At 52.6% G+C, this 24250-nt stretch carries 25 protein-coding genes and 3 tRNA genes; 12 read left to right on the top strand and 16 right to left on the bottom strand.

Going from position 1 to position 24250, the window contains the following annotated elements:
• Window positions 1-26 precede the first annotated feature (26 nt).
• From LJ739_RS07480 to LJ739_RS07530, 11 genes are all read left to right on the top strand, one after another.
• Window positions 27-1175 carry a paraquat-inducible protein A gene (locus LJ739_RS07480; protein WP_229158730.1) on the top strand — a complete coding sequence of 383 codons (1149 nt, stop codon included), beginning with the start codon at window positions 27-29 and terminating at the stop codon, window positions 1173-1175.
• Window positions 1172-2842 (top strand): intermembrane transport protein PqiB, encoded by a 1671-nt coding sequence (gene pqiB / locus LJ739_RS07485; RefSeq protein ID WP_229158732.1) that lies wholly within the window; start codon window positions 1172-1174, stop codon window positions 2840-2842. Before LJ739_RS07480 ends, pqiB begins: the two co-directional genes overlap by 4 nt.
• Entirely contained in the window at window positions 2839-3447 is a 609-nt protein-coding gene (locus LJ739_RS07490) for a PqiC family protein (RefSeq protein ID WP_229158734.1), read from the top strand. Before pqiB ends, LJ739_RS07490 begins: the two co-directional genes overlap by 4 nt.
• The gene (locus LJ739_RS07495) at window positions 3437-4543 is read left to right on the top strand and encodes a GGDEF domain-containing protein (protein WP_229158735.1); all 1107 of its coding nucleotides are present in this window, start codon (window positions 3437-3439) and stop codon (window positions 4541-4543) included. Before LJ739_RS07490 ends, LJ739_RS07495 begins: the two co-directional genes overlap by 11 nt.
• A 133-nt stretch (window positions 4544-4676) precedes the next feature.
• Window positions 4677-6584 carry an extracellular catalytic domain type 1 short-chain-length polyhydroxyalkanoate depolymerase gene (locus LJ739_RS07500; protein WP_229158737.1) on the top strand — a complete coding sequence of 636 codons (1908 nt, stop codon included), beginning with the start codon at window positions 4677-4679 and terminating at the stop codon, window positions 6582-6584.
• 145 nt (window positions 6585-6729) lie between these two features.
• Window positions 6730-7392 (top strand): DsbA family oxidoreductase, encoded by a 663-nt coding sequence (locus LJ739_RS07505; protein ID WP_229158740.1) that lies wholly within the window; start codon window positions 6730-6732, stop codon window positions 7390-7392.
• Window positions 7379-8368, top strand: coding sequence for a cyclase family protein (locus LJ739_RS07510; protein WP_229158742.1), 990 nt, complete (start codon window positions 7379-7381; stop codon window positions 8366-8368). The genes LJ739_RS07505 and LJ739_RS07510 overlap by 14 nt, the downstream gene beginning before the upstream one ends.
• Before the next feature lie 2 nt (window positions 8369-8370).
• Window positions 8371-9000, top strand: a complete 630-nt coding sequence (locus tag LJ739_RS07515; RefSeq protein WP_229158744.1) for an NAD(P)H-dependent oxidoreductase — start codon at window positions 8371-8373, stop codon at window positions 8998-9000.
• The gene (locus tag LJ739_RS07520; RefSeq protein WP_229158746.1) at window positions 8997-9431 is read left to right on the top strand and encodes a DMT family transporter; all 435 of its coding nucleotides are present in this window, start codon (window positions 8997-8999) and stop codon (window positions 9429-9431) included. The genes LJ739_RS07515 and LJ739_RS07520 overlap by 4 nt, the downstream gene beginning before the upstream one ends.
• A gap of 6 nt (window positions 9432-9437) precedes the next feature.
• A complete protein-coding gene (locus LJ739_RS07525; RefSeq protein WP_229158748.1) occupies window positions 9438-10166 on the top strand; it encodes a GNAT family N-acetyltransferase in 729 nt (242 codons plus the stop codon).
• A 35-nt stretch (window positions 10167-10201) separates the two neighbouring features.
• On the top strand, window positions 10202-11083 hold the full coding sequence (locus LJ739_RS07530) for a LysR family transcriptional regulator (RefSeq protein ID WP_229158750.1): 882 nt from the start codon (window positions 10202-10204) through the stop codon (window positions 11081-11083).
• A 59-nt stretch (window positions 11084-11142) separates the two neighbouring features.
• On the opposite strand, the gene ybaK is transcribed toward LJ739_RS07530, so the two are convergent.
• Window positions 11143-11613 (bottom strand): Cys-tRNA(Pro) deacylase, encoded by a 471-nt coding sequence (ybaK, locus tag LJ739_RS07535; RefSeq protein ID WP_229158757.1) that lies wholly within the window; start codon window positions 11611-11613, stop codon window positions 11143-11145.
• A gap of 142 nt (window positions 11614-11755) precedes the next feature.
• On the opposite strand from ybaK, the gene LJ739_RS07540 reads away from it, so the two are divergent.
• The gene (locus tag LJ739_RS07540; RefSeq protein WP_229158758.1) at window positions 11756-12370 is read left to right on the top strand and encodes an FMN-binding negative transcriptional regulator; all 615 of its coding nucleotides are present in this window, start codon (window positions 11756-11758) and stop codon (window positions 12368-12370) included.
• Between the two features lie 667 nt (window positions 12371-13037).
• Here the strand turns inward: LJ739_RS07540 and LJ739_RS07545 are convergent.
• The 15 genes from LJ739_RS07545 to LJ739_RS07615 all read right to left on the bottom strand — a co-directional run bounded on the left by LJ739_RS07545 (window position 13038) and on the right by LJ739_RS07615 (window position 24243).
• Window positions 13038-13127: transfer RNA gene (locus LJ739_RS07545), tRNA-Ser, on the bottom strand.
• 109 nt (window positions 13128-13236) lie between these two features.
• Window positions 13237-14295 (bottom strand): quinolinate synthase NadA, encoded by a 1059-nt coding sequence (gene nadA / locus LJ739_RS07550; RefSeq protein WP_229158760.1) that lies wholly within the window; start codon window positions 14293-14295, stop codon window positions 13237-13239.
• 805 nt (window positions 14296-15100) lie between these two features.
• A tRNA-Lys gene (locus tag LJ739_RS07555) sits at window positions 15101-15176 on the bottom strand.
• Between the two features lie 33 nt (window positions 15177-15209).
• A tRNA-Lys gene (locus LJ739_RS07560) sits at window positions 15210-15285 on the bottom strand.
• 198 nt (window positions 15286-15483) lie between these two features.
• Complete coding sequence (gene ybgF / locus LJ739_RS07565) at window positions 15484-16284, bottom strand: tol-pal system protein YbgF (RefSeq protein ID WP_229158762.1); 801 nt, start codon at window positions 16282-16284, stop codon at window positions 15484-15486.
• A gap of 8 nt (window positions 16285-16292) precedes the next feature.
• Window positions 16293-16859: a peptidoglycan-associated lipoprotein Pal gene (gene pal / locus LJ739_RS07570; RefSeq protein ID WP_229158764.1), complete on the bottom strand. Its 567-nt coding sequence runs from the start codon at window positions 16857-16859 to the stop codon at window positions 16293-16295.
• 50 nt (window positions 16860-16909) lie between these two features.
• Window positions 16910-18268 carry a Tol-Pal system beta propeller repeat protein TolB gene (tolB, locus tag LJ739_RS07575; RefSeq protein ID WP_229158765.1) on the bottom strand — a complete coding sequence of 453 codons (1359 nt, stop codon included), beginning with the start codon at window positions 18266-18268 and terminating at the stop codon, window positions 16910-16912.
• 5 nt (window positions 18269-18273) lie between these two features.
• Entirely contained in the window at window positions 18274-19101 is an 828-nt protein-coding gene (tolA, locus tag LJ739_RS07580; RefSeq protein ID WP_229158767.1) for a cell envelope integrity protein TolA, read from the bottom strand.
• Window positions 19091-19522, bottom strand: coding sequence for a protein TolR (gene tolR / locus LJ739_RS07585; RefSeq protein ID WP_229158770.1), 432 nt, complete (start codon window positions 19520-19522; stop codon window positions 19091-19093). The genes tolA and tolR overlap by 11 nt, the downstream gene beginning before the upstream one ends.
• Before the next feature lie 12 nt (window positions 19523-19534).
• The gene (gene tolQ, locus LJ739_RS07590) at window positions 19535-20230 is read right to left on the bottom strand and encodes a protein TolQ (protein WP_229158771.1); all 696 of its coding nucleotides are present in this window, start codon (window positions 20228-20230) and stop codon (window positions 19535-19537) included.
• Window positions 20220-20603, bottom strand: a complete 384-nt coding sequence (gene ybgC, locus LJ739_RS07595; protein WP_229158773.1) for a tol-pal system-associated acyl-CoA thioesterase — start codon at window positions 20601-20603, stop codon at window positions 20220-20222. The genes tolQ and ybgC overlap by 11 nt, the downstream gene beginning before the upstream one ends.
• 628 nt (window positions 20604-21231) lie before the next feature.
• Window positions 21232-22242, bottom strand: coding sequence for a Holliday junction branch migration DNA helicase RuvB (gene ruvB, locus LJ739_RS07600; RefSeq protein ID WP_229158775.1), 1011 nt, complete (start codon window positions 22240-22242; stop codon window positions 21232-21234).
• Window positions 22243-22314: 72 nt separating this feature from the next.
• Window positions 22315-22938, bottom strand: coding sequence for a Holliday junction branch migration protein RuvA (gene ruvA / locus LJ739_RS07605; RefSeq protein WP_229158778.1), 624 nt, complete (start codon window positions 22936-22938; stop codon window positions 22315-22317).
• A gap of 23 nt (window positions 22939-22961) precedes the next feature.
• Complete coding sequence (ruvC, locus tag LJ739_RS07610; RefSeq protein WP_229158781.1) at window positions 22962-23486, bottom strand: crossover junction endodeoxyribonuclease RuvC; 525 nt, start codon at window positions 23484-23486, stop codon at window positions 22962-22964.
• 10 nt (window positions 23487-23496) lie between these two features.
• A complete protein-coding gene (locus LJ739_RS07615) occupies window positions 23497-24243 on the bottom strand; it encodes a YebC/PmpR family DNA-binding transcriptional regulator (protein ID WP_229158783.1) in 747 nt (248 codons plus the stop codon).
• Window positions 24244-24250 lie beyond the last annotated feature (7 nt).

Raw genomic sequence — 24250 nt, forward strand, 5'->3', positions numbered from 1 at the left:
GGTGGTTTCGGCGCACAAGGCTCGCAGTGAACATTCCTCAGACTCAGCCCGGCACATTAGACGCCTCTCGCATGGTGTGTAAAGAGTGCGGGCACACTGTTGACGTTCCGCCACTGGCACATAAACAACGCGCCCTGTGCCCTCATTGCCAGCACGTGCTGGTCAGCCACCACCTGCACAGCGAACAGCGCATGCTGGCCTTCGGCCTCGCCGGACTGGTACTGCTGGTACTGGCCATCCCCTTCGATTTCATCTTGTTCAGCAACCGCGGGCAGGAAAACACCATTCACGTGCTGTCCGGGGTGACGATCCTGCTGGAGCAAGGCAACCCGCTGCTGGCGCTGGTATTGTTTCTGGCCATCGTATTGTTACCCGCCGCCATTCTGGCCAGTCTGGTCGTGCTGCTGTGGCCCCGCAAACGTCCGTTGCCCGAGAGAGCCAGCAGCCTGTTGGTGCGTGTGGTTGAACGTTTGCTGCCCTGGAGCATGGCGGAAATTTTCGTGGTCGGGGTGCTGGTCAGTCTGATCAAGATCAGTGAGCTGGCGGAAGTGCACCTGGGGTTCTCGTTTTATGCCTATGTGGGTTTTACCCTTTGCGGTACATTGACCGTGATCCATCTGGACATTCTGCGCCTGCGACAACGGCTGGCCATCCCCCAGGTCACCACAACCATTAACCGTAGCCACAGTGTGCAAACCACCTGGGCGTTACTGCTAACTGCGTTGTTTCTGTATATTCCAGCCAATACCCTGCCAATCATGCATACCCGTGTACTGGGTCAGGACGAACCCAGCACCATTTTAGGCGGCGTTGTGACGTTGTGGAAAATGGGCTCATACCCGATTGCGCTGGTGATCTTCGTCGCCAGCGTGCTGGTGCCAATCGCAAAATTGATTGTTCTGGCGTGGTTGAATTACACTGTTCAAAATGGCAGCACTGGCTGGCAGCGAGAACGTATCCTCGGTTATCGCATCACAGAGTTCATTGGCCGTTGGTCGATGGTTGACGTGTTTGTGGTGGCGCTGTTGGTTAGTCTGGTGCAACTGGGGAACAGTATGAGTGTTTTACCCGGTCCGGCAGCGCTGGCATTCTGCGGCGTGGTGCTGTTTACTATGCTGGCGGCCAGAAGCTTTGATCAACGGCTCATTTTTAAAGGACATTCTCACCACGCATGACGGATCAGCAAACATCGCCCTCTCCCGCTATCGTACAAAACAGTCAATCCGTGTCCTGGGCATGGCTGGTGCCGATGGTCGCTCTGCTGATAGGTGCCTGGATGGTCTACTACCAGTGGTCAAAAACCGGACCGACAATCACGATTGAATTCCCTCGCGCGACCGGTATTGAGGTTGAAAAAACCAAGATAAAGACCCGCGACGTCGACATTGGCGTGGTGAAAAAAATCGAACTCAAGCCCGACCTGACCGGTGTCATTGTCAGCGCACAAATCGCCGCAAACGCTGAACACCTGTTACGGGAAGACAGCAATTTCTGGCTGGTAACGCCGCGGGTATCCCTCAGTGGTATTTCCGGCCTGAGCACGCTGTTGTCGGGCCCTTATATCGCAATGGAGCCGAGTGAAAGCGGCGTTGAGAGCTTTTCATTCAAGGCCCTTGAAGACCCGCCGGTAACGCCGAACGGTACGCCGGGCCTGCATGTGACCCTCAACAGCGATGACGAGTTTGCTTTTAAAGAAGGTGACCCGGTGATCTACAAAGGGTTGAAAGTGGGTGAATTTGAAGACATCTACTTTAACCTGGAAGAACGGGTGGTGTATTACAACGTGTTCATTGAAGCCCCCTACCACCGTCTGGTCACTGACACGACCAAATTCTGGAATATCAGCGGCGTACAGTTTGAACTGGAAGCGACCGGGCTCCGGGTGCAGACCGGTAGCCTGGAAACCCTGCTGACCAATGGCGTGACCTTCGGCGTCCCGGAAGGGCTGCCGCAGGGCAAGCAAATCACCCAACGGGCCTATTTCGATATCTTTCCCAGCTATGATGATGCGGTTAACCACCGCTTTAAGGCGGCTGCTCAGTATGTGCTGTTGATCGACGATACCGTGCGCGGTCTCAAGGTCGGCGCACCGGTAGAATACCGTGGGCTGGTCATCGGCGAAGTCAGAGACATCAACCCGGTGGGTAGCCAGGACGGCAACATCATGCACGATGGGTATGCCATTCCGGTGGTCATCGCCATTCAGCCCAGTCGCGTTGACCGGCCAGACAATGACGACGGTGTAAACCAGGTCAGAGATCAAATCAGCACCTGGGTATCACAAGGGCTGCGGGCCTCGTTAAAAATGGGCAATTTGCTGACCAGTGCCCTGTATGTCGATTTGCAACATTATGACGATGTCGAACCGGCGGAATTAGGCCAGTACAAAGGTTTTGAGACAATCCCCGTACGCCCCAATGATTTGGCCCAGATCACCGAGAAAGTCAGTGTGTTACTGGATAAAATGAACGCCCTGCCGTTACAACAGCTGACCGGCAGCATTGATCAGACCCTTGGTAGCGTTCAGCTGGCGCTGGAACAGTTAAGCAGCACTGCCGCACAGCTTGAAGGCGTGCTGGCTGAGGTCGAATCCGAGCAGTTGGCCGGCCAGTTGCGCCAAACCCTTGATGGTGTTCAGCAACTGACCAATGATTTAGCAAATGGTTCTGACAACCAGGAGTCGTTGATGCGAACGTTGGCTGAAATTCGCCAGACGTTCAAATCCCTGCAACCGCTGCTGCACAAACTGAACCAGGCGCCCAATCGCCTGATCTTTGATGGCGGAGACTCAACCATCCGCGAACCCCGAGGAAAATCCCCCAGTAAGGAAGACAATCCATGATGCTGCGCCGACTTGTAATGCTGTGCCTGGTGCTCCTGCTCAGCGGTTGCATGAGCCAACCCAGTGCACCGATGCGTTATTTTGTGCTCGACGAAGCACTCCCTCACGCAGAGTATGCCCGTACTCAGGAACACCATCGGCTGGTGCTGCAGCCATTGCGTCTGGCCAACTACTTGTCTCAGCCGAACCTGCCCATGCGACTGAGCTCTCATGAAGTGTACTATTCACCCAACCATAGCTGGGCAGAGCCCCTGTCGAAAGGCTTTGCCAAGGCGCTGTTACATGATTTAAACGCAGCAATGTCATCCCCCTGGGTTGCCCTTTCCTACCGCGATCCGGCTGCAGATAACGACACCGTGCAGTTGTTGGTGGAGCTGGATCACTTCGTTGCAACCGAAGACGGAAACTGCATCGTCGATGGCGTGTTCTGGTTGCAATCTGCGCAGGGAGACGTTTTGCTGAAACGAGGCTTCCACTACCAGGACGAGCTCGCTCAAGGCGGGTTTGATAACGCCATCACCCAATTACGTCAGTCCGTAACGCGACTGGCCCGCGACATCACCCTGGCCCTGGATCAGCAAACGGGTAACAATGATGGCCATTAAGCAATGGTTTATTGATTACATTCACACCGGCGTACACGCCCAGCAGGATGACGAGACGCGGCGCCAAATCACCGTCGCCAACCTGTTCTCGCTACTCGGCTGGTCAATCACCCTGGCCATGGGCGCCGCCGCCATCTGGCGTTACAACTACCCTCTGGCAGCCATACTGCTGACTGCCAGTGCCCTGTTCTATTCGTCACACTTTGTTTTCAAAATCAAACGGATCCATTCCCCCCACAAGATCTCCAGTAAACTCCTGCTGGGATGTTTACTGGTCCTGATGGTGTTTCTGATCTTCACCGGCGGACACCAGAAAACAGGGCCTTTGTGGATATATATCCTGCCCCCGGTGGTGTTCTTCTTTTCCGGATTGCGCAGAGGGGTCTATCTGTTGTCAGGCTTTGTGCTATTGATCGCTCTGCTGTTGTTCAGCCCGCTGGAAAATATTCTGCTGGTCAGTTACGCCATCGAGTTTAAAACCCGCTTTCTGTATTCCTTTCTGACCGTTTCTCTGTTGTTCGCGCTTTACGAATACTCCCGTCAACAGTCCTACCGTGACATACAGCGTCTGAGTCAGGAATTTGAACGCCAGGCCCGTCACGATCCACTCACCGACCTGCCCAATCGACGCGGCATGGTAGAGCACCTCGAATACGAATTCGAAAGGGCTAAACGTAGCCGACAAGACATGACCGTGATGTTGTGCGACATCGATTTTTTCAAGCGCATCAACGACAACTATGGCCACGATACTGGCGATCATATGCTGCAACAGATCGCTCGGGTATTTGAAAATGCACTGCGTGGGCAGGACATTGTGTCACGTTGGGGCGGCGAAGAGTTTCTGTTTCTGTTGCCCGAAACCAACGCCCATGATGCTTTTATCCTGGCAGAGAAAGTCCGCAAACGGGTTGCCAGCCACCTGTTTTCACATCAGAACGTGCAGCTCAATATGACCATCAGTATTGGCATATCGGAGGTCAGTCAGTCCGTGACCATTGATCAGGCGATTAATCTGGCCGATCATTTTCTCTACCAGGCCAAGACTGCAGGCCGTAACCGCACCATGCCCTGCAGCGAACACTTGTCACAGTAATACCCGCAAGCTCGTTGCGGCCTAGTAAACACTGCACTTTGTGAGACCCCATTCACTGTACCAAAGTGCTAAGGACAATATCTTTCCCACCTCCTACCCTTGATTAACATTTTATTAACAAGGGAGAGTCACGATGAAACGCTATTGCCGTTCATCCCTAGGGGCAGCCTGTTTACTGCTGGCCATAATTAGCGGAGCAACACATGCCGGTAGCTGGCAAAACAACCAAAGCCTTGGCGGTTTTAACCGCGTCCACATCTACACACCGGATACCACCTCAGCGATAGGTAACGGACGCGCACTGTTGGTCGTACTGCATGGCTGTACCCAGTCGATTGATGCCTTTCTCACTGCCAACCTGGAGGACGCTGCTGAGCAGTACGGCATGGTGATTGCTGTACCCGACGCTATGAATAAAGCCGGCTTTAGTTGCTGGTCTTACTGGCAAGGCACCAAGTCTCGTACAGCCGGGGACTACAAAAACCTCATTTCGCTGGCGACCACTCTGACCAATAATACCGGTTACAACATTGATGCTGATCAGGTTTATATCGCCGGACTTTCCTCCGGTGCGGCATTTGCCAATACTACTGCCTGCCTCGCGCCAGACGTTTTCGCGGGCATGGGGATCAGTGCAGGACCAAGCATCGGCACCAGCTCCAGTGGCGCCATCGGCACCTGCGAGTCTGCCAATGTCACCAGCCGCTGCCTGAGTTATGCGGGCAGCTACGCCAGTCACTTTGACAGCCAAATCGCGTCTATCGCCCATGGTGATGCCGACACCACGGTAGACACCTGCTACAACCGCCAGAATGCATCAGGGATGGCCGGTGTGTATGGCGTAACAGAGATACCCGGCAGCACGGTGCTGAACCAGGACGGCGGCAGCGCGGAGCAAATCCTGTGGCAGGACAGTCGGGTTTCCATGCTTTGGCTCAACGGCGTTGATCACGCCTGGTCCGGTGGCCAGGGCGCCAGCGGATCCTACATCAGTGGTACCGGCATCAACTATGCCAGTTACCTGGGACAGTTTTTTGCCGATAATAATCCGCGCGTGGATCGCAATCAGGCCCCGGCTATTGCTGGATTAAACGCATCGGAAAACAACAGCACCCTGACCATCAACGGCACGGTCAGCGATCCCGATGGACAGGTTGTGCAAGTGGACATCAACATCAGCGACACAATGGGCAATCACTGGGACTACTCAACCCAGTCATTCACCAACCAGACCTTCACTATCGTTACCGGCGCTTTGGCCGACGATTTGTACCAGGTTGACGCGTTTGCCACCGACGATAACGGCGCAATGTCGGCGCTGAGTACGACCTTTGCACGCATTGGACCACCGCCGCCAGCGACCGCACCACAGATGTCTGATGTGCTGGTCGCGGTCGATGGACAATGCGCCACCGTCAGTGGCTCGGTCATTGATGTGAATCAGGATCTGGTATCCGTCGACGTCACCTTCAGTACTGCAACCACAAGTGCGGACATTCAGGGGGCGCAATTCACGGCTCAGGCCTGTAACTTGCCGGGTGGCAGCCAGACTGCCGTGGTGACAGCCTCTGACGCGACCAATCTGAGCAGTGCAACTACCCTCAGCTTCGACATCGATGCGGGTCAGGTGGCGACCCTCGATCAGCACATCAGTGCGGGTCGATTGGATTACACGAATTATGCCAATTGTTACCTGGAATACAGCACCGCAGCATTCAAGCTCAATGAGATCACAGCCAGTGGCGGACTGTGCCAATGGCAGGACAATGATGCTTCCTGTGTTGGCCCGACTCAGAATTGCAGCACTGGCGGTGGCAGTGGTGGCGGAGGCTCCGGCGGCGGTACTCAACCGTGCGAAGCAATCGAAACCTACAACTACTACCATAAGACCGCAGGCCGCGCTTACAGCACTGGCAATCCCTACGCCCCGGACTACTTTGCCAACGGCAGTGATGAGGCTATGGCCGGTTCAACCTGGGGACTGACATCATTGTACTCCACTGATGACAGCACCTGGTATGTAGGAAGTTGTCCGCTTTGACGCAGACTTAATGAAAAAACACCATGGGTCGGCGCAGGCCGTCGATCCATGAAAATTTTCACGTTTAAGGCCCGAATTAAGCCATTTTTTTTTCGTTAAACCACTCTCTACACTGCACTCCTCGTTTAATCACTGGGGGTATGCAGTGCATACATTGGAATTCTTTCACGACGCGGTTTGCGGCTGGTGCTATTTGCAATCACCTCGCCTTCGAGAGGTGGTCACATCACTCGATGACAACATAACCGTCATTCACCGTAGCTTTGTATTACAGCGGAACCGTCAGGAAATGATTGCCCGCTTTGGTTCCATGGAACGGGCCAAATCCGACATTCTCGGCCATTGGCAGCAGTGTAAATTACACGCAGAACAGCCAGAACGTATCAATATCGACGGCATGCGCAAAGCCTCCTTCGAATACCCCAGTGGTTATGCAGCAGCGTTAGCCGCCAAAGCGGCGGAACACCTTGGTGGACAAAAAGGTCACTGGGACTATTTTGATCGGGTACAAACCGCTCACCTACGAGACAACCTCAACATCGCTAATCACACAGTGCTTGAGTGCCTGGCTGAAGACATGGGCCATAACCGCCTGCGGTTTCGTGAACTGATGCGCAGTGAGGCGGTGCGCGAAGCTGTCGACCAAGACAATGCCCGTGCCAAATCCATCGGTGTACTGACCATTCCATCAATACTGGTTAACGGTACGCGATTGATTTCCCAAACACTGACCAGCGAACAATTAACCGCTGTACTTACCCACCTATTCACCGAATCCCCGGCAGGAGAGCGCCATGAAACTGTTTAATCCCATTCTGTTAGGCCTTATTGTTTACTGCTCAGCAACCTCAGCGACAACCACGCCCGACGTCGGCAACAGTCCATGGGGTAAGAACGATGAACTCGGTCGCCTCAATATGATGACGGCCGAGGGACGTGCGACGCTGATGGCAAACACCGATTGGCAACAGGTTTACGATCTGGCGGTTGACTATTATGTCGGCATGCCCAGTTGGCAAGCTGCCGGCGACCCCCACTACCAGTTCTGGATGACACATACGCCCAACGGTGCCATCGTCGACAATGTTCTGCAACAAGGTACAGCCGTAAACCAACATGTCAGCTACAGTGGCAGTGCGTTTTCGATGTATACCCATACCGGTACGCATATCGACGCGTTAAGCCATTTTGGCTTGAACGGTAAGATCTATAACCACTTTTCAGCAGTGACGCACCTCGGTGACAAAGGGTGGCAGAAAGCTGGTGCAGAAACCCTGCCACCAATCATTGCCAGGGGTGTCCTGGTTGATATCCCAGCCAGCAAATCGCTAACCCAGTTACCCGACAACTACCGCATCTCAGCAGAAGATATAAAGACCGCACTGGCGAAGCAGAATACTCGTGTTCTAAACGGCGATGTCGTTTTGATACGCACCGGACGGATGCGTCAGTTCGAGCAGCCAAGCGTCTACATGAACAATGCGCCTGGGCTTGGGATGTCAGCGGCAAAATACCTTGCAGAAGAGGCGGGCGCGATGGTGCTTGGCGCTGACAATCTGAGTTTCGAAGCCTTCCCTGCTGAAATCAACGGAAACTATGTACCGGTGCACACCTACCTGCTTGCCCAAAAGGGCATTCCGATCATCGAGCTCGCGTACCTGGAGGAACTGGCTAAAGACAAAGTATACGAATTCGCCTTTGTCGCCGCATCGCTGAAACTGCGTGGTGCCGATGCGTCCCCTTTTCGGCCTATTGCGGTGCCGCTCACTCACTCAGGAGAATAACCATGGAATTACTGGAAGCCTTGCATTGGCGGTATGCCACCCGCACATTTCGCCGAGAGGTGGTCGACAACGAGACCGTTCAGGAGCTGTTGGAAACCATGCGACTGGCGCCGTCGTCCTACGGCCTGCAACCCTACCGTGTAATTGTGGTTGAGGATCATGCTCGACGTGCTTCTTTGCTGCCGCATCTCATGGGCCAGGACAAAGCTGTTGACTGCTCTCACCTGCTGGTCATCGCGACCCTAAACCACATTGATGAGGCATTTATTGAACGCTATTTTGAGCATGCCAACGATGTGCGTGGTCTCGACAACCCCATTCACCCGGGATTTATCCAGCATGTGAAAGACGCAATTCTGAGTCTATCCCCGACTCAACGACAGCGTTGGGCGGAACAGCAAGCCTATATTGCACTGGGTCAATTGACAACGGCCTGTGCATTACTCGGCATCGATGCCTGTCCGATGGGCGGCTTTGATCCAGCAGGGGTCGACAGGGTGTTAGGACTTGAAACGCAAGGTGTGCACAGCACTGTTTTATGTCCCATCGGCTACCGTCACGAAAGCGACACTGAAGCCACTTTACCCAAAGTGCGTATTCCGCTCGACGAATTCACCTGGAGCGTATCGTGACCTTCGCGCTACTGGCCTTCATCGCGGGGACACTGATTGCATTTCAGGCAAGCGTGAACAGCCAGTTGGGTGTGGTACTGAACAATCCCACGTTGGCCACCGCCGTGGTGTTTTGTCTTAGTGCAACGGTGTCAGTGTTGGCTGTTGGCGTCTCCGGCAGCGACATCCCCACCTTGCAACACCTTCGCAATGTGCCGTGGTTTTTATGGCTGGGTGGATTGATGAGTGCCTTAGGGGTGGGGTTGTTTTACTACCTCATCCCAAAGATGGGGGTTGGGTTAATGATGTCCTATGCCCTCACCGGTCAGCTTTTACTGGCCATGCTGGTCAGCCACTTCGGGTGGTTTGGCCTGCCCGTATTGCCATTATCACCAACCCGGATTGTCGGCCTGATGGCCATGATAACCGGCATTATTTTGATCAATCGGTAGCATCGTATGAACCACAAACTGCAACGTAACATCAACAACTTGCAAACTCTTTGGCATGCTTACGGGGCGTCCAGCCTGGGAAACCTGTTGCTTTCTCACCAATGGCCAAACAAAATATGGATGTCGGAACAGGCAAGAACCGATACACCAGCCACCCTGAGCCAATTGCTTACCTTACTCAAGCTGCACCCACAGCACGTGTTGAGTGTTTGGTGCCCGGAGGACAATAAAAACCTGACCAACGCCCTGCCACTGCAACCCCAAACACAATTAACGGCAATGGCACTATCACTGGACGAGCAGGCACAATCCGAGACTGAAACTATCGCCGTCAATTCAACAACGACATCACTGCAGCGGATGAGCAGTCCGCGCCAACAGTCGGACTGGTGCACGCTGTGCAGTGCAGGGTTTGGTTATCAGGTGTCTGTCCGCGCGATTACCAATGCATGTCGTCATCATAATGCTGAGCTACTTGCCCTGACAGACCACAGCATACCTGTCGCCACAGCACTGGTGCTGCGCACAGGGAAAACTCTGGGCATTCATCAAGTCGCGGTCCCGCCTGAACACCGGGGAAAAGGCTATGCTAAAACCTTGATGCAGCATATTGTATGGCAAGCCGCGCAACAATCCGTCAACCTGCTCGTTCTGCAGGCTTCTGATATGGGACGCTCGCTGTATCAGAGCATGGGGTTTGAATCACTGGCAACGATAAACCACTACTCGTTGTGACCCTCAGTGCACGGCGTTTTTTTTAAGGAGGTCCAATGCACCGAATATCGATAGAACAATGGCGTATGTTTATCGCTGTCGTTGATTGTGGAGGGTTTGCCCAGGCAGGCGATGCCCTGTATAAAACGCAATCTACTGTCAGTCACAGTGTACGCAAACTGGAACAAACCATTGGCAAAGGGCTGTTTGAAGTGCAGGGGCGTCGGGCGGTGCTAACCCCTTTCGGTGAAAGTTTGCTCCCTGCTGCCCGCGCATTAGTGTCTCAGGCCGATTCACTCGAACACGAGGCAATCTCCCATCGCCAGTCAGTGAACGCAACATTGTCGATCGCGATAGACAGTCTGTATCCCCGCCCCACGCTCTATGGCGCGCTGGCCCGTTTCAAAGACTGTTATCCTGACATTAATGTGCAAGTGCATGAAACCGTATTGTCCCGTACCGCTGAACTGCTTGAAGATGGCACCGTTGTTTTGGGGATAGCCAGTGCCATGCCCAAAAACGTGATCACTCAACTCATCACCACGGTCGATTTGATTGCCGTTGCGGCAGCAACGTCCCCGCTGCACAGCAACAGGCGGTTAACACTGCCTGATCTCGAGCAGGAATGTCAGGTAGTGATCCGAGACGCTGGACTGCGCGCCAACATGAACTCTGGTTGGTTGGGTAGTCACCGGCGGGTGACGGTGTCGAATGTTGCAGAACTCTCGCAAGCCCTCGCGCAGGGTATCGGTTTTGGTTGGCTTCCGGTGTGGGCTCAACAAGCGCAACCCCTTGTGGAGCCACTGCCACTCTCTCAGGGATTGATACGGACGGTTGCCTTGCAGCTCGGCATTCAAGAGCATATGGCTGATGATGAGCGTTTGATGCTGCTACAAAAATTGCTCCTGGAGCCTACCGATGGCCACAGCATGCGGTGAAACCGTTCAATCATGCAATCGAGCATTATCACGCATAGTTACTTCCTGAATCATCCGCTTTAAGTCGATATCAGGGGGGCAAATGATGCCCGCAACTGGGCCCCAAGTACCGAAGGCGCTATACCGATTTCCAATCCACGGCGTCCGCCGCTGACATAAAACGTTTCCAACTTGTTGGCACTGCTGTCGATATAACACGACATGTGTTTTTTCTGCCCCAGCGGACTGACACCGCCGAGGACATATCCTGTCATGCGCTCGACGTCTGCGGGGATTGCCATACTGGCCTTTTTGACACCCGCCGCTTTGGCAATCGCTTTCAGATCCAGGGTATGGGTCACCGGCACAATAGCCATCGCATACTGCTCGCCGGACAAGGCCACAATCAGGGTTTTAAATACTGTGTCAGGCGCCAGGTTAAGCTTGTCCGCAGCCTCCTGACCGTACGATGCGCCTTCGGAATCATGGTTGTATTCCAGCAACGTGTGGGGAAGTTTACGCTTTCTGAGCAAGGTCACTGCGGGCGTCATGAGCTCACTTTACTGTCATTGTCGTTGTACAGCATGGTAACGGGATAAATGCCAAATGTCAGCGGTACAACGTGCTTGCAAAGCAATGTTGGTTGATAAATGATAGCCGCCCCGATGTGCCCAATCATTTGCAAGGATCCGAATGTACATTCCCAGAAATCTGACCATGGACGGCGACGGTGTGGTCGCTGACTTTATCGCCGCGTATGGCTTTGGCATCATGGTGAGTAGCGATCTTGTGGCCACTCACCTACCCCTGCAATATGCACCATCAAAAGGAGAACTGGGCACCCTGTACGGTCATTTCGCCCGCGCGAATCCACACTGGAAAGCCCTTGATAGCGCCAAGGTACTGATCATCTTCAATGGCCCCCATGCGTACATTTCACCCCGCTGGTATGCCAACAAACCAGCGGTTCCGACCTGGAACTATGCGGCCGTTCATTGCACGGGAACGCTCTCGCTACTGGATGACGACAGCAATCATGATGCTATGAGCGCACTGATCAAACAGTACGAGCCGGAATTGCTCGACGATGCTGATATAATGCCTGCCGATTACCGCGACAAACTCAGCAAAGCGGTGGTCGGATTCAGCGTAGCGCTGGACAGTATCCAGGGCAAAGAGAAACTGGGCCAGCACCGTAAACCCGAAGACCAGAAAGGGGTCTTCGCAGCATTGCAGCAAAGCAATCACCTCGATGCAAAGGCACTGGCAGCGTATATGCAGCAGCGACAGATTGGGATTGGCCTGTAATCGCAGTTTCTGCCAAGTCCTTCCTCCTACGGGTTTAAATAAAAAAGCCCCGCTAAACAGCGGGGCTTTATAACCAATGAATCCGGCTTGAAGTACCGGGAGGGATTACGGAATACTTCCTGTATTCCGCCCTACGGGCCACCGCTTTCGCGGTGTTCCACAGCGTTCCCGAAGCTGTGCATGAACCTTAGGTTTCGAACCGTAGGGTCCGAACCAAATCCTCACCCTCCGGGTTTAAATAAAAAAGCCCCGCTAAACAGCGGGGCTTTATAACCAATGAATCCGGCTTGAAGTACCGGGAGGGATTACGGAATACTTCCTGTATTCCGCCCTACGGGCCACCGCTTTCGCGGTGTTCCACAGCGTTCCCGAAGCTGTGCATGAACCTTAGGTTTCGAACCGTAGGGTTCGAACCAAATCCTCACCCTCCGGGTTTAAATAAAAAAGCCCCGCTAAACAGCGGGGCTTTATAACCAATGAATCCGGCTTGAAGTACCGGGAGGGATTACGGAATACTTCCTGTATTCCGCCCTACGGGCCACCGCTTTCGCGGTGTTCCACAGCGTTCCCGACGCTGTGGTCGAACCGTAGGGTCCGAACCAAATCCTCACCCTCCGGGTTTAAATAAAAAAGCCCCGCTAAACAGCGGGGCTTTTTTATTTAAATATGGCGGAGAGGGAGGGATTCGAACCCTCGGTAGGCGTTAACCTACACACACTTTCCAGGCGTGCTCCTTCAGCCACTCAGACACCTCTCCGGAAAACAGCTTCGATGTTCGTCGAAGCGCGGCGTATATTAGGGAAATCCCTGCAGGGAATCAAGGGAAAAACCGCTTTCCCTGCCTATTTGCTGATTTTTACAGCAAATCAGGCATTTCCCTTCACTTTTAACTTATTTTGCGCCGAAAAATCCAACATACGGTTCAACGGGATAAGGGCTTTTTCCCGCAGCTGCGCATCGACAAATATCTCGTGGCCGCTGTTGTCGGTTAAGGCGTCATGAATGGCTACCAGCCCGTTCATCGCCATCCAGGGGCAATGGGCACAGCTTTTACACGTCGCGCCGTTACCACCGGTGGGGGCTTCCAGAAACGTTTTGCTCGGTTCCAGTTGCTGCATCTTGTAGAAGATACCGCGGTCAGTTGCGACAATGAATTTGTCATTCGGCATCGTACGCGACGCATTGATCAGTTGGGTCGTTGAACCCACCGCATCGGCCATATCCACCACACTGGCGGGTGATTCCGGATGCACCAGAATCGCAGCATCAGGATGCAGGTGTTTCATGTCAGACAACGCTTTGGCAGAGAATTCATCATGCACAATACATTCACCCTGCCACATCAACATGTCTGCACCGGTCTGCTTGGCAATGTAGTTGCCCAGATGGCGATCAGGACCCCAGATGATTTTCTCACCCATTGCATCCAGGTGCTCAACCACTTCCAACGCAATGCTGGACGTCACTACCCAATCGGCGCGGGCTTTCACCGCCGCTGAGGTGTTGGCATACACCACAACCGTATGGTCTGGGTGCGCATCACAAAATGCACTGAACTTATCAATCGGGCAGCCCAGATCCAAAGAACAGGTTGCTTCCAGTGTCGGCATCAACACGGTTTTTTCCGGGCTGAGGATCTTTGCTGTTTCCCCCATGAACCGCACGCCTGCAACGATCAACGTATCAGCATCACAATCACGCCCATAACGCGCCATTTCCAGCGAATCAGAAATACAGCCACCGGTTTCCTCAGCAAGGGCCTGGATTTCAGGATCGGTGTAATAGTGCGCGACCAGCGTCGCGTTGCGTGCTTTTAGCAATTGTTTAATGCGCTGAACATAGTCCTGCTTTTGCACGTCGCTCAGTGCGACAGGTTTGGCAGGAAACGGATATTCGATGGCATCGACACGTAACGTTTGAACCATGTGATTCTCTTTGGTTTACCCGGACTTCAGTAAAGGGGCGCAATTATACCTAAGCCGTCATCAAAATTACACATTTCACACAATAGACAAGGGTGGAACGCTGAAGTTGCGCGCTAAGGTGTCTGTACACGGCTTTGAAACACCATGCTCGGGTTACGAAGGCTGCATGGGATTGGTTGGTGTAACGTGCTGGATTACTCGTATCATCCTGATACTCGCCTTTCAAGCCGTCACTGCGTGCTCAACAGTATTCGGATATCTTTGCGTTTTTTGATCTTTCAGCAACCAACAGTTGCAACACGTCCCTGTGGCTGCTTTCCAGCCACATCGTCCACGATGTGTCGTTCAGTGCTCTCAGCGTAATTACCGATTACGCTTCGCTCGCCGCACTTCACCCAGGCATTTTTGTCGAACGAGCTGTTTCTCATCCTGCACGACGCTAGGATGATTCAATGAAATACAAAAGATACAAAAAACGAGGTATAAAAAAGATGGTGGGGTCAAACGCCGGTCGCCGAAGGCGATGTGCAGTGATAGGTAATCACTGTGCAAGGCGTTTACGCCAACACATGGATGTGTTGGCTGGGTGCGGTATCAGGGATGAGTTAATGCCGCGTTTGTCAAAGACACATCAACAACGTGCTGGATTACTCGTATCATCCTGATACTCGCCCTTCGGGCCATTGCTGCGCAATGTTAAAACGTGTTCCATACACGTTTTTCGAACGAGCTGTTTCTCATCCTGCACGACGCTAGGATGATTCAATGAAATACAAAAGATACAAAAAACGAGGTATAAAAAAGATGGTGGGTCGTGCTGGATTCGAACCAGCGACCAATTGATTAAAAGTCAACTGCTCTACCAACTGAGCTAACGACCCATCTAGATTGGACGTTGCGATTAGGGGAGAAAATGGTGGGTCGTGCTGGATTCGAACCAGCGACCAATTGATTAAAAGTCAACTGCTCTACCAACTGAGCTAACGACCCTTTTTCTCTTTCGTCCCTTGCGGCAACGGGCGCATATAATACTTATTTATCGAGGTCGTGCAACCTAAAAATTCCCTTTCTTTACGACTTTGTGACTGTTTGCTGCTTTTGTAGGCACCAACGCACAGCTTTTAACCGTTTATCACAATTTCGTAACCTGGCCATGACATTGCACGTCTGTTCATGGCCAGTATTACATCAGTCCGCCAGGCTCTTGAGACGCGCTTCAGCTAACTTACGCGACGCGGAATCCGGGTACTCAGCAATGACCTGTTCAAACAATTGTTTGGCGCGGGCCAGATTATTACGCTTTTGTGCCACAACACCGAGTTTAAACATGGCGTCAGGGCGCTTATTCGAATCAGCATAACCGTCAACCAATTGTCCAAACTGCTGTCCGGCGCCTGCCCAGTCCTGTTGATTAAACAACAGCTGGCCAAGCCAGTAATGGGCGTTGGGGGTGTAACTGCTGCCGGGATACTGCTGCAAGAACTGTTGAAAGGCGGGTACTGCCTCATTGTATTTCTTGTCACGCAAAATCAGATTCACGGCCGCATCATAGGCTGCTGTTTCATCGGGATGTTCAGCAGCGCCAACACCACTGTCGACCATCTGCGCATCATTCGCGACTGGCTGTGTCTCAGGAGCAGACGACGTAGCCGGCACATTCACTGCCGCACTGGCAGGTTGCGTCATGATGGCTTCAATACGTTTATCGATTTCCAGATACAGCTCGCGCTGACGTTCGAGGATTTGTTCGAGTTGATAGTTGTGAACTTCCAATGTGCCGCGCAATTCATTGACTTCATCCTGCATCATATCCAACTGTTGTTGAATACGGTGCTGAGCTTGTTCACGGCTCTCTATGATGCGTTCAATGGTTGCGATACGTTCATCGGCACTGACACCGTTCAGGTCCGTTACAGGCGCAGGAGCCGCATAAACTGCGGCTCCTGACATCATTAACAGACTGAACGCAAAACTGCGATAAGTCTTCATTCTACGGCTTATTGATAAACAAGCACGCCACGACGGTTTTTAGCGAATGCAGCTTCTGTGCTTCCCATAACCGCCGGTTTCTCTTCACCGTAAGACACTACGGAAATCTGTGAGGTGCTTACACCCGCGTTTTGCAGGTAAGTCGCAACGGCTTTGGCACGACGCTCACCCAACGCGATGTTGTATTCTGGCGTTCCACGGCTGTCACAGTGACCTTCAATCACAACAGACTGGCTGGGGTTCTTGATCAGGAAGTCTGCGTGCGCATCCAATACAGCCGTTGCATCAGAACGGATGTTGGAACGGTCGAACTCAAAGTAAACCACCTGGTTGTTTTGCAACGCATCCATGGCTTGCTGGCGTTGCTGTTCAGCAACTTCGCGCGCTTTCATCGCTTCTGCCTGAGCCGCTTGTTCAGCCTGCTCGCGAGCCATGCGGTCTTGCTCAGCTTGAGCAGCGGCAGCACGGTTTGCTTCCTCAGCAGAAATCTGGTCATCGTTAGTTGATGAACACGCCATCAGAGTGACCACAGGTAGTGCGATAAGCATGCCTTTAAACACTTTAGAAAGTTGCATCCTCTTTCATCCTTATAGTTATCGAAGTTCTATTCGGTTATTAACTTAGTTTATAGCAAAAACGGCGACCAACTTGGCGATTTTACCTGGCCGTTCGAGGCAGGCAACCGCGCTTTAAAACGTCCGTCCAGAGATACCAGCGACAATACCTGGGTCCCCTGGTGCAAAGTACTGTAAATGATCATGCTGCCATTGGGGGAAATACTGGGTGATTCATCCAGAAATGTGCGCGTCAGCACCAACATCCCACCAGACTCCATGTCTTGTTTAGCAATATGATAGTTGCCTCGTGTACGGTTGACCAAGACCATTTCTCGTCCGTCAGGGCTTACCGTAGCTCCAAGATTCATTTCTCCTTCAAAAGTCAGACGTCTGACTTTTCCACTTGCTAAATTTACGCGATAAATCTGCGCTTTACCACCCCGTTCTGAACTAAAAATCAAGCTCTTACCGTCAGGTGTCCATGCAGGCTCAGTATCAATTGCCCGGTTTTTTGTCACCCGACGCAATTGTTTAGACGCAATATCCATCACATAAATTTCAGGGTTGCCGTCTTTTGACAACACCATCGCCAACTGACGACCGTCCGGTGAGAACACCGGCGCACCGTTAATGCCTGGAAAATCGGTCATGCGCGTACGTTGCATGGTATAAATGTTCTGAATGTAGATTTGCGGCCTGCGGTTTTCAAAACTGACATACGCCAGTTGCTTTCCATCGGGTGACCAGGATGGCGACATCAATGGCTCTTTGGAACGCAGCAATACCGCTTCATTGGCGCCATCGTAATCCGCCACTACAAGCTGATAGGGAAATTCGTACTTTTCACGGTCACGCACAATGACATAGGCAATCTGGGTCAGAAAAGCCCCTCGCTCACCGGTGAGCTTTTCATACACCGTATCACTGATTTGATGGGCCTGATTGCGAAAACCGCGCTCACTGATCTCGGAGGTCCAGGCATCCAAAATGTGATCACGATTGGTGATCAGGCGGCCATTGCTAAGGATTTGTGTTTCCCCCCCGGTGATCTGCCCACGGATCACATCAATCAATTCCACTGACACTCGATATCGGCCAGGACCCGCTTCCTCAATACTGCCAACAACAACGGCTTCAACACCGGACGACGCCCAGGCGCTGTAATCCACTTCGCTGTCAGTACTGGGGTATTGGGGCATCATGGATGCATCCATCGGGTTGAACTTACCGCTGCGGGCCAAATCTGCAGAAACCACATTCGCAATACGTTCCGGCAGGATCCCCTGTCCCTTCCATTTAAACGGCACAACGGCAATGGGCCGCGCGCTGTCGATACCTTCGGTAATCACAATTTCCAGGGTCGCGCGTGCACTAAAGGACGCCCATCCCAGGCTGACTAATAACAAGGTGCGAAATAGTGTTTTCATGAGCCTCACAAATCAGGTTTAAACGTTACGTTTATGTCTTTTAATTCTTGGTAGACGTCGGGTTCCGACGACATGGGTAATTTTCCGGCTTTCAGGATCGCATTCTCGGTTGCACGACAGACATAAGGGTCGCCGCCCAACACTTTCACCTGTACGACAAACCCTGTGGTGGCGAGCTTGATGTTAACGCGGCAGGACTTGCCTCTCATACTGTCGTCCATCAACAAGCGGCTACTGATCGCCTGATAAATCAGCGCTCTGTATTTGTCTTTTTCTGACAACACATAACGTTGACGACGTTGGGCCTGCGCGGCACGTTCCTGCGCCATTTTCTCTTGCATGATGCGCTCTTGCTCTGCACGTTCACGGGCCTCTGCGGCCTTTTTCTGCGCTTCACGCTCACGCTTTTTGCGCTCAGCCTCTTCCCGCTGGCGTTGCTTTTCGGCTTCCTCACGTCGCTTCTGCTCGGCCTTTTTCCGCTCTGCTTCGCGCCGCTCTGCCTCTATCTTCTCGCGACGTTTTTTCTCTGCCGCTGCTTTTGCCCGAGCCTGTCGCTGACGCTCCTGTTCAGCCGCACGACGTTTGGCCTGCTCCTGACGCAGCACTTCTTGCCGGGCAGCTTCGATACTATCTCGACGTTTCTGCAATTGCTGTTCCACAACAGCCTGATCGACAGCAACGGCCTGGATCGGCTGAACGTCTGGTGCAGTGATTTCAGGCACGTGGGCAGGAAACTCGATACTGACCAGCAACATCCCGCCCAATGCCAGGTGCAGCGCAACCGACTTCCACACCGGAGACGTCAACATGCCGGTGGACAAATTAGTCTTCATCCGTCGCTGGCGTCTCTGTCATGAGGCCAACCGACGGTGCGCCAGCGCGTTGCAGGAATACCATCAGCTGCACCACATACTCATAGGGTACTTTTCCGTCGCCTTTTACCATCACTGGTGTGTCAGGATCATTCTTCAACTGAGCGGCTACAATCGCCGCCAAATCTACCGGCGACATCGGTTCGTCCTGGGTATCACCGACATTCAGGTAATACTGTCCGTCAGCATCCACCGATGCAATGATCGGTGGTTTGCTATCCTCTGACAACGCCTGCGCTTCTGCCTTGGGTAGTTCAACCTTTACCCCCTGCGTTACCAGTGGTGCTGTCACCATGAAGATGATCAGCAACACCAACATCACATCAATGTAAGGCACCACATTAATTTCAGAGACCGGACGGCGGCGTTTACGGGTATACATGGCGATCCACCCTTAGCTTTGCATCGTGTCACTGCGCTGCGACAGTGATTGGCGGTGCAGGATACTGGAGAATTCTTCCATGAAATTGCCGTAATGGTTTTCCAGCTTCTCCACCTGATGGCTGAAGCGGTTGTAAGCAATAACCGCCGGAATCGCTGCAAACAGACCCATCGCGGTGGCAATCAGCGCTTCGGCGATCCCCGGAGCAACCATTGCCAGTGTGGCTTGCTGCACCTCGCCCAATGCGATAAACGCGTTCATGATCCCCCACACCGTGCCAAACAAGCCGATGTACGGCGAAATGGAACCGGCGGTGGCCAGAAACGGTAAACGGTTTTCGAGACTGTCCACCTCACGGGATAACGCAATACGCATGGCTCTGTAAGTACCATCCATCACGGCATCGGCCGGCGTACTGGGGCTCTTACGCAAACGTACAAATTCCTTAAAACCCGCACAGAACAGACTGGCCATACCATGCACAGACTGCCGGGCAGACAACTCCTGATAGAGCCGATTCAGATCGACCCCTGACCAGAATTTGTCTTCAAATTTCTTCATTTCACTCTGCGCACCTTTGAGCACCTTGCTGCGCTGGAAAATAAACGCCCAGGACACAACCGAAGTGGCAAGCAATAACAACATTACCAGCTGCACTAGCAGACTGGCTTGCAGAAACAAGTCAATAAATGAGAGTTCAGACGACACGCGAGATTTCCCCTAAAATAGCAGCCGGAATACCCATCGGCCGCATGGCGGACAGGTTAACGCAAGCCACATGTATTTGCGCACTTACCAAACATTGATCGTTGGCATTTATAATTTTTTGATCGAACACGAGGCTTGCTCGCTTCAATTCTACTACCTGGCTTTCAATTCTCAACCGTTCATTGAAGCGGGCAGCACGATGGTTATCCATCCTGACCTGTTTGACGACAAAGCCGATGTTTTGTTCCAACAAGGTGTCCTGTTCGATACCCAGGTCGCGTAGCCATTCTGTGCGGGCCCGTTCCAGAAACTTGAGGTAATTGGCATAATACACAATACCGCCTGCGTCAGTATCTTCGTAATACACGCGCACAAAAAACTGATGAGTAGACACAGATTCTCCCGGATACAGTGCGTTCGGATCAGTCGTACAATCCCGATATACGCATAATTATGCTCTTATGTCCTTTACAACACGCCAGCAACAACAATCGACATGGCTAGCTTAGCATAGAATAATCAAGGTTTTAGCCCATATTCTAACCATCAAAGCGGTGTTTTGACGCAGATTTTTGCTGCCTTATCGCAAAATGCCTGTGCATGACTATTCAATAAACTGAATAGCCGATTAAGCAATTAGATCTTTTAACAAATGATAAACAATTGGAATATAAACAAACTTGTATATTATTGATTTTATGGCATTTTATTGATTTTCTTTCAGCAACCCCAAACTCATCCGACCTATTATGGATAAGTTTTTCTAATACTTAATAGCAAAATTTCTCAATTGTGCTCCGACCAGAAATCACTACAATAGCCAGCGTTTTCTGAGCACCGATAGATTTATCGACCAAGGCTGAGAAGCAGTTGTCAATTCTCCTGTTGACAGTTTTTGTTCCCTGGAATGAATTTTTTCCTTCCTTCAACACTTGTTGCTTTGCCCGCGTTTTACGCGGGCTTTTTTTTGCCTGCTGTTTCGTGTCAGTTGCTGTGGAGCGTTAGTCTTGCGGGGTATAATCAAGCCCAAAATGAATGAAAGCTCGCTGTGTGGCGATACGACCACGGGGGGTACGCTGTAAAAATCCCTGCTGGATCAGAAACGGTTCAATGACATCTTCAATGGTGTCCTTTTCCTCTCCGATGGCGGCTGCCAGGTTATCCAATCCGACCGGTCCGCCCATAAACTTGTCGATGATGGCCATCAACAATTTGCGATCCATGTAATCGAAGCCTTCCTTGTCAACATCGAGCATATCCAGCGCCAATGCCGCAATGTCATCACCGATTCGGCCATTCGCTCTGACTTCGGCATAATCCCGCACACGGCGCAACAACCGATTGGCGATACGCGGCGTGCCTCGCGCCCGACGGGCAATTTCTGCAGCACCTTGCTGATCCATGCTCAGATTCAGGTAATCGGCACTGCGCTGAATGATCTGGGTCAGATCCTTCACATTGTAGAATTCCAGTCGCTGGACGATGCCAAAGCGATCCCGCAATGGCGAGGTCAATGAGCCAGCGCGCGTAGTGGCGCCAACCAGCGTAAACGGCGGTAAATCGAGTTTAATAGAGCGCGCTGCGGGGCCTTCGCCAATCATAATATCCAGTTGATAGTCTTCCATGGCGGGGTACAACACCTCTTCTACCACCGGGCTCAAGCGGTGTATTTCGTCAATGAACAACACATCGTTGGCCTCCAGATTGGTCAGCAGCGCGGCCAAATCGCCAGCTTTCTCCAATACCGGACCGGAGGTAGTTTTAATGTTCACGCCCATTTCATTGGCAACGATATTGGCCAGTGTGGTTTTGCCCAATCCCGGCGGCCCAAAAATCAGCAAATGATCGAGTGCATCGTCGCGCTGCTTCGCAGCTTGGATAAAGATTTCCATTTGCTCACAGACATGATCCTGACCGGTGTAGTCGGCCAGCAATTTGGGCCGGATAGCACGGTCTATTATTTCATCTTCCTGGCTGGCAGAGGGTTGGATCAGACGATCAGCTTCAATCATGGGTGTTATTCAATCCAGTAGTAACCGTGTATTTTTATACAGTAATTTCGAAGCGCTGTACAGCGTTGCAGGTTAGCCTAACGAACGCAATGCTTCACGGATCAAGGTCTCGCTGGTCATGCCTTGCTGGTAGATCCCATTTAGCATCTTGCTGGCCTGTTGCGGCTTATACCCGAGGGCAACCAACGCACTGAGCGCCTCTTCTTTGCTGTCATTTGCCACCACCGTGGGCGAGCTGTCACCCGTAGGCTCAGCATCCACCCAGGTCGGCGCACCGGCACCCGCCTCACTCAATGCTTTCAGGCGGTCACGCATTTCCACCAACAACCGCTCGGCGGTTTTTTTGCCGACGCCAGGCAGCCTCACCAGTCCGGACACATCTTCGTGACTGACACATTGGATGAACTGCGCTGCCGACATACCAGACAAAATGGTTAATGCCAGTTTGGGTCCTACCCCGTTAACCTTGATCAGCTCACGAAACAAACTGCGCTCCGCTTTGTCGGCAAAACCAAACAGCAACTGTGCATCCTCGCGCACCACAAAATGGGTGTAGACTGTTGCCACCTGGCCGACATCCGGCAACTGATAAAAGCTGGTCATCGGCAGCTGGATTTCGTAGCCAACACCACCCGCATCGATCAGGATCTCAGGCGGTTGTTTTTCTAATAATGTACCGTGGATCAGTCCTATCATACTCTGCTACTCCTGCTGCAACGTCAGCGTCGTAATCGCCCGCGGACGGTTTTTCTCGCCTGACCCGCCATGCTGATCAGGCTTTGTCGCGTATGTCCATGACACAACGCAACGGCCAGTGCGTCTGCCGCATCTGCCTGGGGGGTAGCGGGCAATGACAATAAATGGGTGATCATGTGTTGTACCTGGGCTTTTTCAGCGCCCCCTTTTCCCACTACGGCTTGTTTGATTTGCCGCGCTGAATATTCCGACACCGGCAGATCATATTGGGTCGCAGCGACAATTGCCGCGCCCCGCGCCTGGCCGAGTTTCAGTGCTGAGTCAGGATTTTTGGCCATGAACACCTGTTCAATGGCAAATTCGGTCGGATTGAACTGTTCAATGATCTCTCTCACGCCGAGGAATATCTGACGCAAACGACCCGCCAGTTCATCACCGCTGACCCGGATACAACCGCTGCCCAGGTATTCAAAACGACTCCCCTGGCCTCGAATAACGCCATAGCCGGTAATTCGGGAGCCCGGATCAATGCCTAAAATGATGCTCAATCATTCTGTCCTATTGTTCGAGTTGTGCCAAAACATCGTCGCTGATATCCGCATTCGAGTACACTTCCTGCACATCATCGATGTCCTCCAACACATCCACCAAGGTCAACAATGTAGCGGCTTCGTCAGCATTGAGCGAGGCTTTGGTCGATGGCACCATAGTAACCTGAGCATGGACACAGTCAGCGCCAGCGCTGTCCAGTGCGTCCTTAACCGCGCCAAAGTCGGCAGGCGTGGTCAGTACCTGAACACCCTCGCTGTCCAACCTCACATCTTCTGCACCGGCTTCAAGCGCCACTTCCATCACATCCTCTTCACTGACCTCGGGGGCCATCTGGATAACACCACGCTTATCAAACAGGTAACTCACTGAACCATCCGTCCCGAGGTTACCACCGTGCTTGTTAAATGCATGACGTACTGCGCTAACGGTACGGTTGCGGTTGTCGGTCATGGTTTCCACCATCACCGCTGTACCGCCGGGCCCATAGCCTTCGTAGACCACGGTTTCCATATTGTCGCCATCGAGATTACCCGCCCCACGGGCAATGGCATTATCAATGGTATCGCGTTTCATGTTATTGGACAGGGCTTTGTCGACCGCTGCGCGCAAGCGGGGATTGGTGGACACATCCTCGCCGCCTTCACGGGCAGCCACGACCAACTCCCGGATCAGCTTAGTAAACACCTTGCCACGCTTGGCATCCTGAGCGGCTTTGCGGTGTTTGATATTGGCCCATTTACTGTGACCAGCCATTTACACC

This window comes from Fluctibacter halophilus (assembly GCF_020687825.1).
Classification (GTDB): domain Bacteria; phylum Pseudomonadota; class Gammaproteobacteria; order Enterobacterales; family Alteromonadaceae; genus Fluctibacter; species Fluctibacter halophilus.

Bases quoted from the DNA above. Each gene is read 5' to 3' on its own strand.
- pqiB (WP_229158732.1), top strand. From the start codon at position 1,172: ATGACGGATCAGCAAACATCGCCCTCTCCCGCTATCGTACAAAACAGT.
- LJ739_RS07490 (WP_229158734.1), top strand. From the start codon at position 2,839: ATGATGCTGCGCCGACTTGTAATGCTGTGCCTGGTGCTCCTGCTCAGC.
- LJ739_RS07495 (WP_229158735.1), top strand. From the start codon at position 3,437: ATGGCCATTAAGCAATGGTTTATTGATTACATTCACACCGGCGTACAC.
- LJ739_RS07500 (WP_229158737.1), top strand. From the start codon at position 4,677: ATGAAACGCTATTGCCGTTCATCCCTAGGGGCAGCCTGTTTACTGCTG.
- LJ739_RS07510 (WP_229158742.1), top strand. From the start codon at position 7,379: ATGAAACTGTTTAATCCCATTCTGTTAGGCCTTATTGTTTACTGCTCA.
- LJ739_RS07515 (WP_229158744.1), top strand. From the start codon at position 8,371: ATGGAATTACTGGAAGCCTTGCATTGGCGGTATGCCACCCGCACATTT.
- LJ739_RS07525 (WP_229158748.1), top strand. From the start codon at position 9,438: ATGAACCACAAACTGCAACGTAACATCAACAACTTGCAAACTCTTTGG.
- LJ739_RS07530 (WP_229158750.1), top strand. From the start codon at position 10,202: ATGCACCGAATATCGATAGAACAATGGCGTATGTTTATCGCTGTCGTT.
- ybaK (WP_229158757.1), bottom strand. From the start codon at position 11,613: ATGACGCCCGCAGTGACCTTGCTCAGAAAGCGTAAACTTCCCCACACG.
- LJ739_RS07540 (WP_229158758.1), top strand. From the start codon at position 11,756: ATGTACATTCCCAGAAATCTGACCATGGACGGCGACGGTGTGGTCGCT.
- nadA (WP_229158760.1), bottom strand. From the start codon at position 14,295: ATGGTTCAAACGTTACGTGTCGATGCCATCGAATATCCGTTTCCTGCC.
- ybgF (WP_229158762.1), bottom strand. From the start codon at position 16,284: ATGAAGACTTATCGCAGTTTTGCGTTCAGTCTGTTAATGATGTCAGGA.
- pal (WP_229158764.1), bottom strand. From the start codon at position 16,859: ATGCAACTTTCTAAAGTGTTTAAAGGCATGCTTATCGCACTACCTGTG.
- tolB (WP_229158765.1), bottom strand. From the start codon at position 18,268: ATGAAAACACTATTTCGCACCTTGTTATTAGTCAGCCTGGGATGGGCG.
- tolA (WP_229158767.1), bottom strand. From the start codon at position 19,101: ATGAAGACTAATTTGTCCACCGGCATGTTGACGTCTCCGGTGTGGAAG.
- tolR (WP_229158770.1), bottom strand. From the start codon at position 19,522: ATGTATACCCGTAAACGCCGCCGTCCGGTCTCTGAAATTAATGTGGTG.
- ruvB (WP_229158775.1), bottom strand. From the start codon at position 22,242: ATGATTGAAGCTGATCGTCTGATCCAACCCTCTGCCAGCCAGGAAGAT.
- ruvA (WP_229158778.1), bottom strand. From the start codon at position 22,938: ATGATAGGACTGATCCACGGTACATTATTAGAAAAACAACCGCCTGAG.
- LJ739_RS07615 (WP_229158783.1), bottom strand. From the start codon at position 24,243: ATGGCTGGTCACAGTAAATGGGCCAATATCAAACACCGCAAAGCCGCT.